Below are 18,431 nucleotides of genomic sequence, written 5' to 3'. Positions count from 1 at the left end.
TGTACTCCCCTCCCCCCTATTTGTCAAGCACTTCCAGGGCCAAAAACCAGGCCTTTTCATTCTCCTTTAACAGCCTGCCTCGGCTCGCTGCGCGAGCCTTTAAACAAGATGTGTGGGGGAGGAACAACGGCTTTCGCCGTTGTTCCTCCCACACATCTTACTGGTTTGTTTGCTACATCTAAGAGAGATACTTCTCGATAAGCAGGCTATACTTCTCTTTGACTTCGGCGGGGATACGTGAAGGATCAGTCATGATCGCGCTTGACAGAGCGGTCCCACACTGACAGGCTGCATCTTCGCGCCCGAACGCAACCTTTTGCGCTACGGCACGCAGGATACGCTGGGCGTTAGCGACGTTGGCGCTTAGATTGGCGACAACCATCTCGACTGTGACCGCGTCATGGGTATCATGCCAGCAATCATAGTCGGTCACGCAGGCGATCATGCCATAGCATAGCTCGGCTTCGCGGGCCAGTTTTGCCTCGGGCAAGGCGGTCATGCCGATCAGGTCGAAGCCAAGCTTACGATTGGTATTAGATTCGGCCTTCGTTGAGAAGAGTGGGCCTTCCATGCAGACATAGGTGCCACCCTCATGCACGGTCACATCGCCCAATTCTTGCGCGCTCTGGAGCAGCAGGGTGCTCAGGTCGGGACAGAAAGGGTCGGCAAAGGGACAGTGAACGACAATCCCGCCTTCAAAGAAGCTATTCACGCGACTCTTCGTGCGATCAAAGAGTTGATCGGGAATCACCAGGTCACGTGGGGCATAGTCCTCGCGCAGGCTACCTACGGCGCTCACCGAGACCACGTACTGAACGCCCAGGCTCTTCAAGGCCCAGATATTCGCACGCACGGGCACCTCGCTCGGACTCAGGCGATGCCCGCGCCCATGGCGGGGCAAGAAGGCCATGGGCACACCCTCAACCTTGCCGACTGTAATCACATCGCTGGGCGCGCCAAAAGGTGTCTCGACCTGGATCTCCTCAACCTCGCTCATCCCCTCCATCTGGTAGAGTCCACTGCCGCCAATTACGCCAATTACCGCCTCTGGCATATCTCACTATTCTCCTCATCACATAGAACACGCAAGTGTGCGCCATATGTTGACTAGCATCAATGCAATTCACGAAAAAAGAAGGAAGAGCGCGCTCGCGTGCCCTTCCTTCTTGAGCTTGCTCAGACCGTCAGGCGCAGGTACTGACGCTTACCCACTTTGAGGATCGCCCCAGGCGCCACCGGGACGACAAACTCGCCATTGGTGATGCGCGTGGCCTCGCCGCTCTCGCCCTGCAAGAAGATCGAGACGCCTCCCTGCTTGATCAGTTCGCGCGCCTTGTTGTTACTGGCAGCCAGCCCTGCGGCAACCATCAGCGCTACGATATTGGTAGGCTCGCTCACGGTATATGAGGGAATATCCGTTGGCAACTTACGCTCGGAGAACTGGCGAATAAAGGCCTCTTCCGCCTCCTGGGCTTCGGATAGCGTATGGAACTCAGTCACAATCTCGCGGGCCATGCGTCGCTTCACGTCGCGAGGATTCAGCGTGCCCTCCTGAATCTTGCGCTCAAACTCATTCAGCTCCTCGGTCGAGACATCGGTCAGAGCCTCGAAGTAGGTGCGCATAGCATGGTCGGGCAGCGACATGAGTTTGCCATACATATCATTGGCGGGCGCGGTGATGGCAATATAATTATCCAGCGACTTGCCCATCTTCTTGACGCCATCCAGGCCGACAATTAAGTTGACCGTCAGGATCTGCTGCGACTTCTGACCAAAGGTTGGCTGCAATTCGCGACCCACCAGGAGGTTAAAGGTCTGATCGGTACCACCCAACTCGACATCGGCCCGCAGCGCCACGGAGTCATAGCCCTGGAGCAGCGGATACATAAACTCGGCCAGGTAGATCTCAATCCCGCTCTTATAGCGCTTGGAGAAGTCATCGCGCTCAAGCATCTGGGCTACCGTCTTATACCCGAGCAGCTTGATCGCGTCTCCCAGGGAGAAGGAATCGAACCACTCACTCTGGCGCCGTACCTCGGTCTTCTCGCGATCCACGATGCGAAAGAACTGGTCGAGATAGGTGGCGGCATTGGCGTTTACCTGCTCTTCGGTCAGGGGTTTACGCGCCTCTACACGCCCGCTGGGATCACCCAGGCGCGCCGTCCAGTCGCCGATAACCACGACCGGCTTATGCCCCAGTTGCTGGAACTGGCGCAGCTTGCGGAACACGACGGCATGGCCAATCGTGAGGTCGTAGTGCGTGGGATCAACACCCAGTTTGATGCGTAGCGGCTCTCCGTTATTGCCTTCTAGCAGCAGACGACGCAGGTCTGCCTCTTTTTCCACCTGCGCGACACCACGTGTCAGCACATAGTCAATTAGTTGCGTCATTGGTTTCTCTTGTACAGACACCTCAACAAACCTCTCAGCGTACAAATTTGCGCATGCTATAGCTCTTTTTCACGCGTTCTGCGAAAAATTAATCAAGCGCATTGTAGCAAAATAGCTCACTCTCGTCGAGTAGGGCAACTTGATAGTAAGGCTATCAAGTTTTCTAACAATTCTCTTATATACCTTTTACGTTCTTCTAACACTCCCCGAAGTATACTATCGACAGTGAACGAGAGATACACAAACAGACGGACGGACGAGAACCATATACACTCCGTCCGCACCTATACAAAATACTTTCTTAGTAATAAGGAGGACTATACAATGGCTAACCTTACTCGCTACAACCCTTTCAATGAATTCGTTTCTCTGCGCGAAGCGATGGATCGCCTCTTTGAGGACAGCGTGATTACGCCACGCACCACTGGCGCCTTCTTCAATCGCGCGCTGCCAGCCAACCTGTATGAGACGGCTGAGGACTTTACGCTCCAGGTACCGATGCCCGGTGTCAAGCCTGAGAACGTCGAGATCAACGTCCAGCAGGATGTGGTGAACCTGAAGTGGCAGACAGGTGTAGAGATTCCTGAGAATGCGACCGTGCATTATCATGGCTTCCAGAAGGGCGAGTACCAGCAGAGCTTTACTGTTCCTTCGCCCATCAACTCCGAGCGCGCCGAAGCAAGCTACAAGGATGGTATCCTGACCCTGCGCCTCCCCAAGGCGGAGCATGCTCGCGCTCGCACCATCAAGGTCAACGCTGCCAACAGCTAAGCGAGACAATCTCAACAAAGGGGCTTTCGACAACGAAGGTAGCCTGATACGATAAGGATAAGGAAGAACTGGGAGGCTCATATCCCCCAGCTCTTCCTTATCCTTTAGCTCATAATGCGCTCTTGCAAACCAGCTTCTCCCGTAGTATACTAGTACCATTCGCTGCTGGACGATAGCGGATCAGTATGTCATGTGCTTGAAACCATGAGCAGGTATCTTACCGCTCAGGTTAACGAGCAAACGTGATTTCATAACGGAACGTCACAATATTCACTCATCACCGAAGAGGAGGTTCGGCCTATTAACAGGGACTTTCGTGGCAACGACAACAGACCACGTGAGACACGTACCAACGAACGCGTCCGTGCTCGTGAGGTACGCGTTATCGATGAAAATGGCGAGATGTTGGGAGTGATGCCCCCAATGCGTGCTCTTGATATCGCACGCGAACGTGACCTTGACCTGGTCGAGGTATCTCCAAATGTAGTTCCACCCGTATGTAAACTGATGGACTACGGTCGCTTCAAATACGATCAGAACAAAAAAGAGAACGAGGCCCGCAAAAAGCAGAAGATTGTTACCGTCAAAGAGATTCGCCTGCGCCCTCGTACCGATGACCATGATATCGAGGTCAAGACACGCAAAATCCAACAGTTCCTTGCTGAAGGCGACAGAGTCAAGGTTAGTGTCCAGTTTCGTGGGGCAGAGATGCGCCACCCTGAAATTGGCCGCCGCTTGCTCGACGACATCGCCGAAGTCTTGAAAGGGACCGTGACCATTGAGCGTACTCCTTCAATGGAAGGGCGTATGATGTCAATGATCCTTTCTCGTGCCCCCGGCTGGGAACCGCCCAAGAAACAAACTCCCCCTCCCTCTGACAAGCAAAAGGCTAGCGATACTCCCGCTGAAGAAACGCCTCAAAGCAGCGATGCAAAGGACGCGACACCATAAGCGCTACTCTGCGCCCGGTCGCTCTTTTCTGTCTGTCTGTCCTCTTTACGATCGTTCCGTAGAAAAGGAAAACAGCATGGCAGAAGAAGTCACTATCAGGCCACAAAAAAGAGAGCATAGGTTATAAACCATGCTCTCTTTTTTTATAGTCTCCAGACGATTTTCCTTTTTAGGATTTAGGAGCTTTTTCGCTACGCGCACCCCGGAGAAGGCAACAAGCAGAAAAGAATTGAAAATCCTACATTTCCTCTTTCAAGAATTGACTTTTGCGCATAACGCAACTAAGATAGAATCACATTTCACAGTAGATACATAAGCGACAATATACACTCCTTTGGAGAGTTCTACCGTTTCCCGTACACACAACATAACGCCACATGGAGGCTTCTCGGTGAGTAGATATGATGACCCCCGCTGGTATGAAGAGCAGCATGGCAATTCCATGCCCCCTCAACCTCCAGCATATGATGATCTGAATCAGCTACCCCCTCCCCCTGCACAGCCTGGGGGATGCCTGGCTACCCTTACGCTCCGTATAACCCCTACCAGCAACAGCCTGGAGTGCCGCAAGCCGGGCATCAGCGCCCCAAACGGCGCAATCTTGGCCGCATCTTCGCCCAGGCTCTGACCCTGGTCGCACTCGTCGTGCTTGCCTTCTTTGGCGGCTGGTTCGCGCACCAACTTTTCGGCAATTCATTTTCCACTCCCAGCAGCACTGATTCGCGAGCTTATTCTAACCTCATTCAGCAAGCCTGGAACGTTATCGACCAGCATTATGTTGATCGCAAGGCCGTCAATTACAAGAACATGTCCTACGCCGCGATTCGCAGCATGGTTGATTCCTTGAAGGATCGAGGACATACGCGTTTTATGACGCCTGAAGAGGTCCAGTCCGAGAATCAGCAGTTGAGCGGCAAATTCATCGGAATCGGTATCTACCTGCACCAGGATCCAAAAACCAAGGATCTCTCCATTGCGAGCACCATTCCTGGCGCTCCTGCTGAGGGTGCGGGGCTGAAGCGCGGCGATATCCTGCTCTCGGTCAATGGGCAGGACGTGCGTGGCAAGGATACAACAGCGGTCAGCACGCTGATCAAGGGAGAAGCCGGGACAAGCGTCACCATTAAGGTTCAGCGCCCGGGACAGAATCAGCCGCTCACCTTTAAGATCGAACGCAAGGAGATTAACGTTCCCAACGTAATTCTGCACTATATCCCTGAAGAGCATGTCGCGCACATTCAGATCGTGCAGTTTACCAATGGCGTCTCCGACCAGTTGCGTGACGCCCTCCAACAGGCCAAAGATAAGGGCGCGAAGAAATATATCCTCGACCTGCGCGATAATCCAGGCGGCTACCTCAACGAGGCTACTCAGATCGCCAGCATGTTCGTCAAGAGCGGCAACGTGCTGATTGAGAAGGATAGCAGCGGACGGGAAACGCCGGTACCCGTTACTGGCAATACAATTGATACCCAGAGCACGCTCGTTGTCCTGATCAATACCAACTCGGCCAGCGCAGCGGAGATCGTTACCGCGGCCCTAAAAGACAATAACCGTGCCTTCGTCATCGGTGATCCACATACCTTTGGCACCGGAACGGTTCTACAGCAGTACTCCCTCTCGGATGGCTCGGCAATCCTGCTTGGCATCCAGGAATGGCTTACACCAAAAGGAAAGTTCATCCGCGACAATGGCGTTGAACCTAATCAGGTCGTCAAATTGCCAGACAGTAGCGCGCCACTTACCCCCGCTGATGAGAATAGCGGCAACTACTCACTCCAAAAGATACTGAGCAGCGGCGACACCCAGTTGATCGCGGCCCTCAAGTATCTGCAAAATCACTAAGCTAGCATTCTCGCCCTGGTAGACATGTAATACGCCCTGACAACTGAAGGCTGTCAGGGCGTATTACATGTCTACCAGGGCGAGCCACCACAGGTGCAAGGGCGTCTCGCATACATCAAGAAGATAGCGTTAATTACAGGCAGACATGGCAGCCTGGTAATACTTGCTTGTGGGGGTATGACCAAGGAAGGGGGCGATGGTACGCGTTGCCGCGACGAGCTTCTCCAGGTTCACACCTGTCTCAATCCCCATGCCATTGAGCATATACACCAGGTCCTCGGTCGCCAGGTTTCCAGCCGCGCCAGGCGCATAGGGACACCCACCCAGGCCACCCGCTGAGGAATCCACAGTCGTAATCCCCATCTGTAAGGCTGCCAGGACATTGGCCAGCGCCGTGCCACGCGTGTCATGGAAATGAACTGCTAGCTGGTTCGCTGGGATGCTGTGGTGGGAGAGCAGAAGATCCAGTACTTCGATCACCTGCTTTGGCGTCGCAACTCCAATCGTGTCCCCCAGGGAAAGTTCGCTTACCCCCAGTTCGAGCAAGGCCAGCGCCACATCCGCCACTTTTTCGGGGGCGACCTGGCCCTCATAGGGACAGCCAAATACTGTTGAGATATAGCCGCGCACCGAGACGCCTTCCTGGCGCGCTAGCTCTATAACCGAGCGAAAGTTCTCCAGGCTCTGTGTGATGGTCGCGTTGATATTATGGCGGGTAAACTCCTCGCTGGCCGCGGTAAATACGGCGATAGCACGCACGCCTGCCGCCAGGGCGCGCTCCATACCCTTGCTGTTGGGGACCAGGACAGGGAATTCGACGCTCTCCAGGCGCTTGATGCTTTGCATCACCTCGCTGGCATCGCTCAACTGTGGAATGGCGCGTGGGCTGACAAAAGAGGTGGCCTCGACAACTGGCAGCCCCGCCTCACTCAGAAGGTCGATGAAGCGAATCTTCTCCGCAGTTGGAACCTGTGCCTTCTCGTTCTGCAAGCCATCGCGTGGCCCAACCTCGACCACGCGCACACGCTCAGGCCAGGAGACGCTCATGCGACACCTCCAGATTGCTCATGGTAGCTAAAGGCCGCCTCTGGCGTGGGAGTATAGATCTGTTCGGTCTCACCCTTTTTCTCACGCTCTTGCTGTGAGGGAAGGACCAGTACCTCTCCCTGCTCGGGCTGTGACTTCTCCTCCGGCTTGCGCTCGACGCGAATCGTCAGAATACGGCGCCCCTTGGTACCCAGCACAGTAAAGGTCAACCCCTGATAGCGCACGGTGTCGCCAACCGAGGGGATCTTATCCAGTTGCGCATACACAAAGCCACCCAGCGTGCCATAGTCTTCGTCCTCAAGCTTCATATCCATGATCTCGTTAAACTCATAGATACCAACCATGGCGTCAAAGACATATTCGTCATCGCTCACCTTCTCATACAGGTTCTCTTCGCGGTCATACTCGTCTTTGATGTCGCCCACAATCTCTTCCATTAAATCTTCGATAGTGGCCAGGCCCGTCACAGAGCCATATTCATCGACAACGACGACCATGTGGACGCGTTTCTGGCGGATCTCGCGCAGGAGACCATCAAGCTTCTTAGTTTCAGGGACAAAGTAGGCGGGGCGCACCAGGTCACGAATCAGCAAGTGATCATGCCCCTCACGCAACTCTTTGAGCATATCTTTGGTATAGAGGACGCCAATGATATCATCAATCCCTTTCTCGGCATCATAGACCGGGATACGCGAGAAGCCTCCCTGCATGGCAACATCCACCGCCTCAGTCACAGTCGCGTCACTGGCAAGGGTGATCATATCGATGCGCGGGACCATCACCTCACGGGCCGTGGTATCGCCGAACTCGAAGATGCTGTGGATCATCTCGGTCTCTGCCTCTTCGAGGATTCCCTCTTCTTCGCCCACGGTTACCAGCATACGCAGCTCCTCCTCCGTGACGAAGGGGCCTTTGCGCTTCACATGCCCGCCCAGCAGGCGAACCAGGGCCGTAGTCACGACGCTCAGGAGGGCGACCAGCGGACGCAGAACCCAGGCCGCCGCCAGGACGGGACCAACCAGGGTACGCGCCCAGCGCATAGGATTCTGCACTGCCGCGGTCTTAGGGGTAATTTCACAAAATATGAGCACCACAGCGGAGGTAATCACCGAAGAAAGCAACTCACCCCATGACGAGGAGAAACGCAGCGCCAGAACCGTCGCCAGGCTGGAAGCCACAATGACGGCCACGCTGTTGACAATGAGAATAGTCGAGAGAAAGGTATTTGGCTCTGCGAGGAGACGCTCAATCTCGATGGCGGGCTTATCGCCCTCTTCAATGAGATTTTTGAGCTTGATACGACTGACAGAAGTTAACGCTGTCTCAGCAGCGGAGGCCACACCACAGAGGATGAGCATGAGCAGCAGAACAGTAATCTGCAACCACGCCTGCCCATCCAGACTTGGTATGTGAAAATCGATTGCGGCTGCTAAACTACCTAGTTCAGGGCCGTCCATAGTTTTGTAACTGCCTTTCAAAATGTGTTCGTGCCTGATACACTTTATACGAAGTTTATAAAGTTCCGGTTACACGAAGACACTTTATTGTTTTTCACCTGCGGGTGCGCTTACATCCTCTTCCTGCTTCAAAGAACGCAGAAAACGGGCAGGAACGCCAGCCACAAGTGTATCGTCGGGGACATCTCTGGTTACGACCGCGCCGGCACCCGTATATGCACGATTTCCAATCGTGACAGGAGCCACCAGCGTGGTATCACAACCAATAAAAGCACCCTCTCCTATAATTGTACGATGTTTTTCTTTACCATCAAAATTTGATGTAATGGAACCGGCTGCAATATTGGTGCCGCTACCAATGGTCGCATCGCCCATGTAGCTAAAGTGATGCATCTGGGTCTGGGGACCAAGATAAGAGTTTTTCACCTCGGCATAGTTCCCCAGGTATACACCACGCGCCAGGTGGGCGCCAGGGCGGCAGTGACTAAAGGGTCCCACACGTACCTCGGCCTCAAGCGTCGCTTCCTCCAACACAGACTGGCGAATGATACAGCGCTCGCCAACTGTAGAATGCTCAATCGTCGAGCCCGGACCGATGGTACAGTCGGCACCAATGACCGTTCTGCCCATAAGCATAGTATTTGGCAGCAGCACGGTATCAGGCCCGATTTCAACCTCGTCATCAATATACGTCGTCGCCGGGTCGAGAATCGTTACCCCGGCATACATGTGGCGCTCAAGAATACGCCTCCGTAACAACTGCTCAGCCTGGGCAAGCTGCACCCGGTTATTGATGCCCACGGTGTCATCCAGCGTCCCCTGTACCGTCGCGATCTCACGCCCCTGCTGACTGGCAATCTCAATTAAATCTGTCAAGTAGTACTCGCCACCCGGATTGCGTGGCAGAGCCTCTAACGTAGGCCAGAGCCAGGAGCGCTCAAAGCAATACACGCCCGAGTTGATCTCGTCAATGCGCAACTGCTCCGGTGTGGCACGCTTGACCTCGACGATGCCCTGTACGCGTCCAGAGATATCGCGCACAATGCGCCCAAAGTCAGAGGGGCCTTTGCTGCGCGCGGTCAAGAAGGTAATAGTCGCCTGCTTAATAATATGCTCAGTAACGATCTGCGCTAGCACCTCGGCCCGCACCAGGGGAGTGTCGCCATAGCAGACCAGCACCAGGTCAGGCAGGGGAGAGAGGGCGTCAACGGCCTCTTTCGCCGCCAGCACGGCATGCCCTGTGCCAAGCTGTTCTTCCTGCAAGGCATAATGGCAGCGCTCACCAAAGGCGGCCTCAACCTCCTCAGCATCATGTCCAAGCACGACGACGGGACGGTGAGTGGAGACAGTATCATGAAATGGAGCGAAGATTGACGTAGAAGGAATGGTTTCAACGGCCTTGAGCACATGATCAAGAAGAGGTGACCCGGCAAGCCGGTGTAATACCTTGTGTAGACGTGAACGCATCCGTGTTCCCTTGCCAGCGGCAAGTACCACAGTCGCATAAGTATGCATGTATGTTTTGCGGCGTGAGACCCCTGTCAGGCGTAGTAGGCAACGCCGCGTCTCCTTTCAGGTTCTCGCGAGAGCGAAAAGTGGCGCCTGTGCAGCTTCCTTGGTACTAACACCAGACAAAGCCGTAATTAGCAAATCAGACATTAGCATGCTAATGTCTGAGAGGAATGGTATTATCCATTGTTGTAAAAGTGGCTCGGGTGCCAGGATTCGAACCTGGGAATAACGGATCCAAAGACCGTCGCCTTACCGCTTGGCCACACCCGAACGCAGATAAACTGCCTGGTGAGGGTCAGATATACTCACCTCACACGCCTGTATAGTACACGATCTCAAGCCATTTGTCAACAGTATTTTCGAGTAGAAGTCATAGTGTGCGACGAGGGTGCATGCACCCTTATCGCACACTATGACTTCTACTTAATTTTCCTTGACGCTGTTTCTACACGGTGCTATCCTGCATTTGGGGGCGTGTTCTCAAAATCGTGCTTCTCGCGCCTCTGTTTTGAAAGAAGGTAGCAATGAGGCTAGCTTCAGGTTCCCACATCACTGCTGAGAGGAACAACATTACTATGGCCATTCTTGACTCACGTATAGATACGACCAGCTCCGAGTATCAGGAGAATACACAGGCCTTCCAACAACTGCTTGAGCAGCTGCAACAATCAGTTCAGACCGTACAACAGGGCGGCGGCGAGGATGCGGTGGCCAAGCACCGCAAGCGAAATAAGCTCCTCCCTCGCGAGCGTATTGAACTCCTCTGTGATCCAGATACCCCTTTTCTTGAGTTCAGCCCCCTGGCGGCCTGGGATATGTATGAGAACGAGGCCCCATCTGCGGGCCTCGTCACAGGCATTGGCGTGATTGAAGGACAGGAATGCGTCATCGTCGCCAATGACGCCACAGTCAAAGGCGGTACCTATTTCCCCATGACGGTGAAGAAGCACTTGCGCGCCCAGGAGATCGCCGAACAGAATCACCTGCCCTGTATCTACCTGGTTGACTCGGGTGGAGCGTATCTCCCCTTGCAGGCCGAGGTCTTTCCCGACCGTGACCACTTTGGGCGCATCTTCTATAACCAGGCACGCATGTCGAGCCAGCGCATTCCACAGATCGCGGTGGTCATGGGTTCGTGTACCGCTGGCGGGGCCTACGTCCCGGCCATGAGCGATGAGACCATCATTGTGCGTGGCAATGGTACGATCTTCCTGGGAGGCCCTCCCCTGGTCAAGGCGGCGACCGGCGAAGAGGTCAGCGCGGAAGACCTGGGCGGTGCGGATGTCCATTGTCGCACCTCGGGCGTGACCGATCACTACGCCATGAATGATGAACACGCCCTGGCCATCTGCCGTAGCATCGTCTCGCACCTCAATCAGCGCAAGTATCTCCCCTGGGAGGTTCGCCCACCTCGCCCACCTCGCTATGACGCCAATGAGCTCCTAGGGCTGGTGCCACGTGATCCACGCAAGAGCTATGATGTACGCGAAGTCATTGCCCGCCTGGTCGATGACAGCGATTTTCACGAGTTTAAAGAGCTCTATGGCACGACGCTGGTGTGTGGCTTCGCGCGCCTGATGGGCTATCCGGTGGGCATCATCGCCAATAACGGCATCCTCTTCTCCGAGAGCGCGCTCAAGGCCACGCACTTTATTGAGCTATGCGCGCAGCGCCAGACGCCGCTAATCTTCCTGCAAAACATTACTGGCTTTATGGTTGGACGCCAGTATGAGAATGGCGGCATCGCTAAAGATGGCGCCAAGATGGTTATGGCGGTCGCCAACGCACCCGTCCCACGCTTTACGGTGATTATTGGTGGCTCGTTTGGTGCCGGCAACTATGGGATGAGTGGGCGTGCCTATTCCCCTCGCCAGCTCTGGATGTGGCCTAATGCACGCATTTCGGTTATGGGTGGTTTGCAGGCCGCAACTGTGCTGGCAACAGTACGCAAAGAGGGTCTCGCGGCACGCGGCAAGAGTATGACGCCCGAGGAAGAGGCGGCCTTTATGCAGCCCATTCTCGATAAATACGAGGAAGAGGGCAATCCCTACTACAGTACGGCGCGCCTCTGGGACGATGGCATCATCGACCCCCGCGATACGCGCAAGGTGCTGGCGCTTGGGATCGCAGCCTCGCTCAATGCGCCACTACCCGAGACCCCCTTTGGCGTCTTCCGCATGTAGCCAGCTAACAACGCGTAGCGAGCTAGCGCCCCTGATCTGGCGAGTTGTGCCTGTCTCTGAGAGATGACATATAGAACAAAAGGACGGCTCCCTCGACGTCCTGGCGTTCTTATGCGTATCATTTCTGTAGCGCTTTCACGCCTCTCAAGACAGGCCAACACCCAAAAAGGAAAGGATTATCCATGATCCGAGGCACATATTGCGATAAAAAACAGCAGACCTTCCATTCCATTACTGACCTCAATGAGCTGAGTCAATTCAAAGACAACGATGACATCTTCCTCTGGGTTGACTTGCAGGACCCCACAAAGGAGGAATTGGCTAAACTGGGCGTGGAGTTCCAACTCCACCCGCTCGCGCTTGAGGATGCCACCCATGAGCACCAGCGGCCAAAAATTGAGGAATACGATAACTTCTACTTCGTCGTATTTTACGCGGCCCATCTTGAGACAGAGACAGGCGAGCTTGACTTGCGCGAGATCGATATCTTTCTGAACAAGCATTACCTGCTTACGGTCCACGAAAAACCTATTGAGGATCTCAAAGAGATTCAATTGCGCTGGACACGCAACGTGCAACAATTACACTGGGGAACGGGTATTCTCCTCTACTCTTTTCTCGATACCCTGGTCGATGACTATTTCCCGGTTGTCGATGCCCTGGTTGACCAGACAGAGGAGATTGAAGATCAGCTCTATCTCCAGCAAGGCCAGTTACGCGAACGCGATACAGCCCTCAAGCTCTTGACGCTGCGCAAGAAATTCCTGGCGCTGCGACGCGTGGTCACACCTCAGCGAGATATTCTTAATGTGTTGACGAATCACGATAGCTCGATCTTCGATGAACGCATCAACATCTATTTTCGCGATATCTACGATCATATCACGCGCCTGGCCGATACAGTTGATCTGTATCGTGATCAGTTAAGCAGCACGATGGATGCCAATCTGACCGTAGCCTCAAATGAACTAAATAAAGTCATGCGCACCATGACGGCAGCCTCGATCATTTTGATGGTTGATGCCCTGATCCCTGGTATCTACGGCATGAACTTTGAGAACATCCCTGAGTTAAAATGGGAGTATGGCTACTTTGCCGTCCTTTTTCTTATGCTTGGACTCACTATTGGACTTTTCCTTGTCTTCCGCCGACTCAGGTGGTTCTAACGCAGGAGAGACTATGCTAGACTATCAACATCTGACGATTACCTATACTCATCAGGATCGCGTAGCTCGGGTGGCGCTCAATCGGCCAGAGGTTCGTAATGCCTTCAATACGCAGACGATGCAAGAGCTGGTGCGAGCCTTCCAGACCCTGGGAATGGATGAACGTCTGCACGCCATTGTGCTTACAGGCTCGGGCAGCGTCTTCTGCGCTGGCGCGGATGTCAGCATGATGCAGCAGAGCATTCATTATACCGAGGAGCAAAATCTGGAGGAGGCGCTCTTTCTCTCAGACCTCTTACATACTATCAATACATGTCCCTGCACCGTCATCGGGCGCGTCAATGGCGCCGCGATGGGGGGTGGAGTGGGCCTCATCGCGGTCTGCGATATTGTTATCGCCACGCAGACCGCCCGCTTTGGCTTAAGCGAGGTCAAGCTGGGCATCGCGCCCGCGGCCATCTCGCCCTATGTCATGCGCAAAATCGGCGAGAGCCAGGCCCGCGCCCTCTTCATGACTGGTGAGCGCTTTGATGCCGAGCGCGCGCAACGTATCGGCCTGGTACATGCCATAGCGCCCGCCGAAGAACTGGACGAGGCGCTGGAGAAAACCCTCGCTGAGCTCTTAACCAGCGCCCCTCAGGCGGCGCGCGTCTGCAAAATGCTGGCGTTGAGCGTGGGTACAATGCCACATGATGAGGCGCGCCGCTTGACGGCGGCAACTATCGCCAAGCTACGCGTCAGCCCCGAGGGGCAGGAGGGCCTACGCTCCTTCCTGGAGAAACGTAAACCCACCTGGATTACCTCCGCCAACTAAAACCTTGTCATACATGCACTACAACGACGTGGGAAAAGCATATGTTTAAGAAGATTCTCATCGCCAACCGTGGCGAGATCGCCGTTCGCATCCAGGCTACCTGTCGCGAGATAGGTATCCGCACTGTTGCTATCTACTCTGATGTCGACCGCCAGGCTCGCCATGTCCGCGAGGCCGATGAAGCCTATCGCCTGGGTCCCGCCCCCGCAAGTGAGAGCTATCTGCGCGGAGATATCATCCTGGAGATCGCGCGCCAATGTGGCGCCGAGGCCATCCACCCTGGGTACGGCTTCCTTTCAGAGAATGCCAATTTCGCCGAAGCATGCGAGCAAGCCGGGATTGTCTTTATTGGTCCGCCAGCCTCCGCTATGCGCCTGATGGGCTCAAAAATCGCGGCCAAACAGATCGCTGAGCGTGTTGGAGCGCCTGTAGTTCCGGGCTATAACGGGGAGCGCCAGGATGCAGACACCCTCCTGGCGGAAGCCGAGCATATCGGCTTTCCGCTGCTCATCAAGGCATCGGCGGGCGGTGGTGGCAAAGGCATGCGCGTGGTAAACTCCCTCCAGGAACTGCCAGAGCAACTGGCGGGCGCCCAGCGCGAGGCCGGGGCAGCCTTTGGCGATGACACCGTCTTCCTGGAACGCCTGATACTGCGCCCACGCCACGTCGAGATCCAGGTCCTGGGCGATAAATACGGCACCCTGGTCTATCTGGGTGAGCGCGAATGCTCTATTCAGCGCCGCCACCAGAAGATTGTCGAGGAGAGCCCGTCAGTAGCACTTACCCCCAGACTACGTGCCGAGATGGGGGAGGCCGCCGTGCGCATCGCCTCGGCCGCGGGCTATGTCAACGCGGGCACGCTGGAGTTTATGCTCGACGACGATGGCAACTTCTACTTCCTGGAGATGAATACGCGCCTGCAAGTCGAGCACCCGGTTACTGAACTGGTAACGGGGCTAGACCTGGTGCGCCACCAGCTCCTAATCGCCTCTGGCGAGCCACTCGCCTTTACGCAAGAGCAGATTACGACTCGTGGACATGCCATCGAGGTCCGCCTCTACGCGGAAGACCCACAGCAACAATTCCTGCCTTCAACCGGCACCGTGGAGCTCTTTGCGCCCCCACAGGGGCCAGGTATCCGCGTTGATAGCGGGGTGGAATCCGGAGATGAGGTTACCCAGTACTACGATCCTATGCTGGCCAAGCTCATCGTCTATGGTGAACATCGCCTCGCCGCCCTGGAGCGCCTGAGCAGCGCCCTTGAGCAGACAGCCCTCCTGGGTGTGACCACCAATCTATCGCTTCTGCAAAAGATCAGCACCAATACCGCCTTTCGCGAGGGGCAGACGCATACCAGCTTCCTCGATGAGCAAGATATGCTTGCCCCTACGGCCCCGGAGCCACTCCCAGCCGAAGTCCTGATCGTCGCCGCGCTCGCCGATATTGCACCCGCGCTCTCCTCAACATCTGCCCTTACAGGTGCGTCTCCCTGGCAGAGCCTGGGTCCCTGGCGCATGCCAGGCGGCAGCTATACACGGACCTACCTTTCTACAGAGCAGCGTCATACCATCACACTAACTCCGCTTTGGGATACAATAGAGGACAGGCATACTTTCGCCCAGTCGCAGAACTGGCGGGTAAGTATCGATGACGGCCCACAGGAGCACATCAGTTGCCTGACACTCTCGGCTCATAGCTATCTGCTCACACGCGCGGGCCAACAAAGTAAACTCGCGGCCCTGCGCAAAGGAGAGGAGACGCTGATCGTTTATCGCGGAGAGAGCTACACGCTTGAAGGGCGGCGCGCTCCCGATATCGCCACCACGGCCCATGGCAGTGGACAGGGGAATGCGCAAAAGACGCTGAAAGCCCCCATGGCAGGAACGCTGGTCAAAATCCAGGCGCATTCAGGCGAGCAAGTAGAAGCCCACCAGGTGCTGGCGGTCTTAAGCGCGATGAAGATGGAACACTCGATTATCGCCCCCTACGCCGGTCGCGTACAACGCATCAATTACCAGGAGGGCGCGGTTGTGCCAGGAGGAGCCGTCATTATTGAAATTGAATAAAGCGCAGGAAGGAATAGACGCTATGCAAGTCGGCTTCATTGGTATCGGTGTCATGGGGCGCCCCATGGTCCTCAATCTTCTCAAAAACGGACACGAGGTGACCATTTTCGCGCGCCATCCTGAGAAAGCAGATGTCCAGGAGGTTTTGCAGGCCGGAGCCAAACAGGCCCCCTCGCCGCGAGCCATGGCCATGGCCTCCGAGATCGTCATTACAATGGTCACCAACTCCCCCGATGTCGAGGAGGTTGTCGCCGGTCCCCAGGGCGTATTCGAAGGAGCGCGCAAGGGATTGATCGTGATTGATATGAGCACCATCTCACCCAGCATGACACGCAAATTGCATGCCCAGGCTGGCGAGCGAGGAGTTCACTTCCTCGATGCACCAGTCAGCGGTGGATCCCAGGGCGCGGTCAATGGTACGCTCTCGATCATGGTAGGTGGCGAAGAGGAGATCTTTGAGAAGGCGCGTCCGGTCCTGGAGGCCATGGGGAAGAAGGAGAATATTTTCTACGTCGGCCCCAGTGGCGCGGGCGAGATCGTGAAGATCGTCAATAACATCCTCTGTGGCACCATTGCCGCCTCTATTGCCGAGGCCTTTGTCCTGGGTGTCAAAGCTGGCGCGGATGTCGACGCGATGGCAAAGGTCGTTGGCGTCAGCACTGGCGCGAGCTGGCAACTCGCAAACCAGTTCCCCCTGCGCGCCTTCAACGGCAGCTTCCAGCCTGGCTTTATGACCGACCTGCTGCATAAAGACCTGGGCCTGGCGCTCGACCTGGCCTCTGAGAATCAGACGCCCATGGCCATGACGGCGATGGCGCGCCAGCTCTACGAAATGACCCGCGCCTCCGGGCATGGGCGCGATGACTATACCGCACTCATGCAGGTCCTGGAAGAGATGGCCGGCGTCGAGGTTCGTAGTAAACAATAGTTAACATAGTGGGAGATAGTGTGGCCCCCTGGCAGCCTGCGGCTGCCAGGGGGCCACACTATCTCCCACTATGTTAATTCACAACAAGCATCCCCTGAGCGATTGTCATGCCCAGGAAGAGCACCGCCGCCAGGCCAAAGTAGAGCACAGAGATGAGGATACGCGTCGATATCGGGACCGTATAGAACGCCTTCATCTGTGGGCTATTTGAGCGAAAGCGCGCAGAAAAGAGCTGGGAGACCGCCAACACCAGAATCAGCACCAGCCAGAGCGAGAAGTTCCCATGCATCCACTCCCAGACCTCGAAGCCTAGCAAGAGAATAAAGCCCGCAATCCAGATGCGGCGGTCGACCGCACCCAGGATACGCCCTCCATCAAAGGGCACCACCGGGATCAAGTTGAGCAGGTTGATAAAGAAACCAAAGTAGGCCAGGGCCATCCAGATGTTACGCGGATCGGGCTGTATCTCAGCAATAGCCAGGCAGACGCCCGCCGAGATCGCGCCCGCGATGGGACCACCAATGCTAATCTCTGCATCATCCTTGGCATTCGTTGGCAGGCGCTGCAAAAGCGTCATCGCGCCAAAGAACGGCACAAAGACAATTCCGCCCACTGGCATGCCTTTGAGCTTGAGAATCAAGGCATGTCCAAGCTCATGAATAAACAAGAGCGCCACGATGCCCACCGCGAACTGCCAGCCAAAAACGATAGAGTACAGGCCAATGGTGATGAGGGCCGAGAAGCCTGCCCAGCCGAACTTGAGCAATATCGCCAGGCCTTTAAACTTGAGCAACCAGGAAAACAGCGCCACAATACCTGTGCCGATACCAGCCAGGCCACCTCGCCTCTTTTTTCCACCCTCGGCACTTCCACGCCTGGCCGCCTCTTGTTGCTCTACGCCCACATCCGTGGTGTATCCCTCCAGGCTCTGTGGCCCCCGGTACGCACCTGTGACTTCAGGCTGGGCAGAAACAAGTTGCTGTTCCTTCGCGGCATAGGGGTTATAAACCTGGTAAGGACTATAAGACGATGTGGAGGCGCTAGCAGCCTGCTCGGGATAGATCTTGTCGGCCTCTTCCCTGGGAGGTGGCGCATAAAAACCAGGCTGCATATACTGTTTCGGCTCCTGCTCCTCCTCGTTCTCCTGCCCGCCAAACTCCCTGTAAGTATATTCAAAGGGATTATTTCTGTCTTCGTTCACGCAATGGCCTCGATTCTGCGCTGCATCGCGCATACACACATCTCATACTATAGATAACAACGTCCAATTTCTCTGCTATTCCAGAAAGTGGCCTCTACA

Annotated in this window: 14 protein-coding genes and 1 tRNA gene; 8 read left to right on the top strand and 7 right to left on the bottom strand. The window is 55.4% G+C overall.

Going from position 1 to position 18,431, the window contains the following annotated elements; translation table 11 throughout:
* Positions 1-178: 178 nt before the first annotated feature.
* Both mtnP and tyrS read right to left on the bottom strand, forming a co-directional pair.
* Positions 179-1,054 (bottom strand): S-methyl-5'-thioadenosine phosphorylase, encoded by an 876-nt coding sequence (gene mtnP, locus KTE_RS23660; protein ID WP_201368638.1) that lies wholly within the window; start codon positions 1,052-1,054, stop codon positions 179-181.
* A 122-nt stretch (positions 1,055-1,176) separates the two neighbouring features.
* The gene (gene tyrS / locus KTE_RS23655; RefSeq protein WP_201385274.1) at positions 1,177-2,391 is read right to left on the bottom strand and encodes a tyrosine--tRNA ligase; all 1,215 of its coding nucleotides are present in this window, start codon (positions 2,389-2,391) and stop codon (positions 1,177-1,179) included.
* Positions 2,392-2,715: 324 nt separating this feature from the next.
* Here tyrS and KTE_RS23650 point away from each other — a divergent pair, with 324 nt between their 5' ends.
* The 3 genes from KTE_RS23650 to KTE_RS23640 all read left to right on the top strand — a co-directional run bounded on the left by KTE_RS23650 (position 2,716) and on the right by KTE_RS23640 (position 5,958).
* Positions 2,716-3,162, top strand: a complete 447-nt coding sequence (locus KTE_RS23650; RefSeq protein WP_201368640.1) for an Hsp20/alpha crystallin family protein — start codon at positions 2,716-2,718, stop codon at positions 3,160-3,162.
* A 276-nt stretch (positions 3,163-3,438) separates the two neighbouring features.
* Positions 3,439-4,113, top strand: a complete 675-nt coding sequence (gene infC, locus KTE_RS23645; RefSeq protein ID WP_307811991.1) for a translation initiation factor IF-3 — start codon at positions 3,439-3,441, stop codon at positions 4,111-4,113.
* Between the two features lie 510 nt (positions 4,114-4,623).
* Complete coding sequence (locus KTE_RS23640; RefSeq protein ID WP_201385272.1) at positions 4,624-5,958, top strand: S41 family peptidase; 1,335 nt, start codon at positions 4,624-4,626, stop codon at positions 5,956-5,958.
* A 129-nt stretch (positions 5,959-6,087) separates the two neighbouring features.
* Here KTE_RS23640 and KTE_RS23635 read toward each other — a convergent pair whose 3' ends face one another.
* From KTE_RS23635 to KTE_RS23620, 4 genes are all read right to left on the bottom strand, one after another.
* Complete coding sequence (locus KTE_RS23635) at positions 6,088-7,005, bottom strand: hydroxymethylglutaryl-CoA lyase (protein ID WP_201385270.1); 918 nt, start codon at positions 7,003-7,005, stop codon at positions 6,088-6,090.
* Positions 7,002-8,462 carry a hemolysin family protein gene (locus tag KTE_RS23630; protein ID WP_201385267.1) on the bottom strand — a complete coding sequence of 487 codons (1,461 nt, stop codon included), beginning with the start codon at positions 8,460-8,462 and terminating at the stop codon, positions 7,002-7,004. Before KTE_RS23630 ends, KTE_RS23635 begins: the two co-directional genes overlap by 4 nt.
* A gap of 84 nt (positions 8,463-8,546) precedes the next feature.
* Positions 8,547-9,977, bottom strand: a complete 1,431-nt coding sequence (gene glmU / locus KTE_RS23625) for a bifunctional UDP-N-acetylglucosamine diphosphorylase/glucosamine-1-phosphate N-acetyltransferase GlmU (protein WP_201385266.1) — start codon at positions 9,975-9,977, stop codon at positions 8,547-8,549.
* Positions 9,978-10,169: 192 nt separating this feature from the next.
* Positions 10,170-10,244, bottom strand: a tRNA-Gln gene (locus KTE_RS23620).
* A 305-nt stretch (positions 10,245-10,549) separates the two neighbouring features.
* On the opposite strand from KTE_RS23620, the gene KTE_RS23615 reads away from it, so the two are divergent.
* From KTE_RS23615 to KTE_RS23595, 5 genes are all read left to right on the top strand, one after another.
* Positions 10,550-12,157, top strand: a complete 1,608-nt coding sequence (locus tag KTE_RS23615; protein ID WP_201385264.1) for a carboxyl transferase domain-containing protein — start codon at positions 10,550-10,552, stop codon at positions 12,155-12,157.
* A gap of 182 nt (positions 12,158-12,339) precedes the next feature.
* Entirely contained in the window at positions 12,340-13,323 is a 984-nt protein-coding gene (corA, locus tag KTE_RS23610; RefSeq protein WP_201385262.1) for a magnesium/cobalt transporter CorA, read from the top strand.
* A 13-nt stretch (positions 13,324-13,336) separates the two neighbouring features.
* Positions 13,337-14,137 (top strand): enoyl-CoA hydratase-related protein, encoded by an 801-nt coding sequence (locus KTE_RS23605; protein ID WP_201385259.1) that lies wholly within the window; start codon positions 13,337-13,339, stop codon positions 14,135-14,137.
* A 41-nt stretch (positions 14,138-14,178) separates the two neighbouring features.
* Entirely contained in the window at positions 14,179-16,203 is a 2,025-nt protein-coding gene (locus KTE_RS23600) for an acetyl/propionyl/methylcrotonyl-CoA carboxylase subunit alpha (RefSeq protein ID WP_201385257.1), read from the top strand.
* Positions 16,204-16,225: 22 nt separating this feature from the next.
* Positions 16,226-17,131, top strand: a complete 906-nt coding sequence (locus KTE_RS23595) for an NAD(P)-dependent oxidoreductase (RefSeq protein ID WP_201385255.1) — start codon at positions 16,226-16,228, stop codon at positions 17,129-17,131.
* A 73-nt stretch (positions 17,132-17,204) separates the two neighbouring features.
* On the opposite strand, the gene KTE_RS23590 is transcribed toward KTE_RS23595, so the two are convergent.
* Positions 17,205-18,332 carry a site-2 protease family protein gene (locus KTE_RS23590; RefSeq protein ID WP_201385253.1) on the bottom strand — a complete coding sequence of 376 codons (1,128 nt, stop codon included), beginning with the start codon at positions 18,330-18,332 and terminating at the stop codon, positions 17,205-17,207.
* Positions 18,333-18,431: the final 99 nt, after the last annotated feature.

This window comes from Ktedonobacter sp. SOSP1-85 (assembly GCF_016587415.1).
Taxonomy (GTDB): Bacteria; Chloroflexota; Ktedonobacteria; order Ktedonobacterales; family Ktedonobacteraceae; genus Ktedonobacter.
Note: the sequence above shows the minus strand (reverse complement) of the source record. Positions and strands in the feature narration are given on the sequence as shown.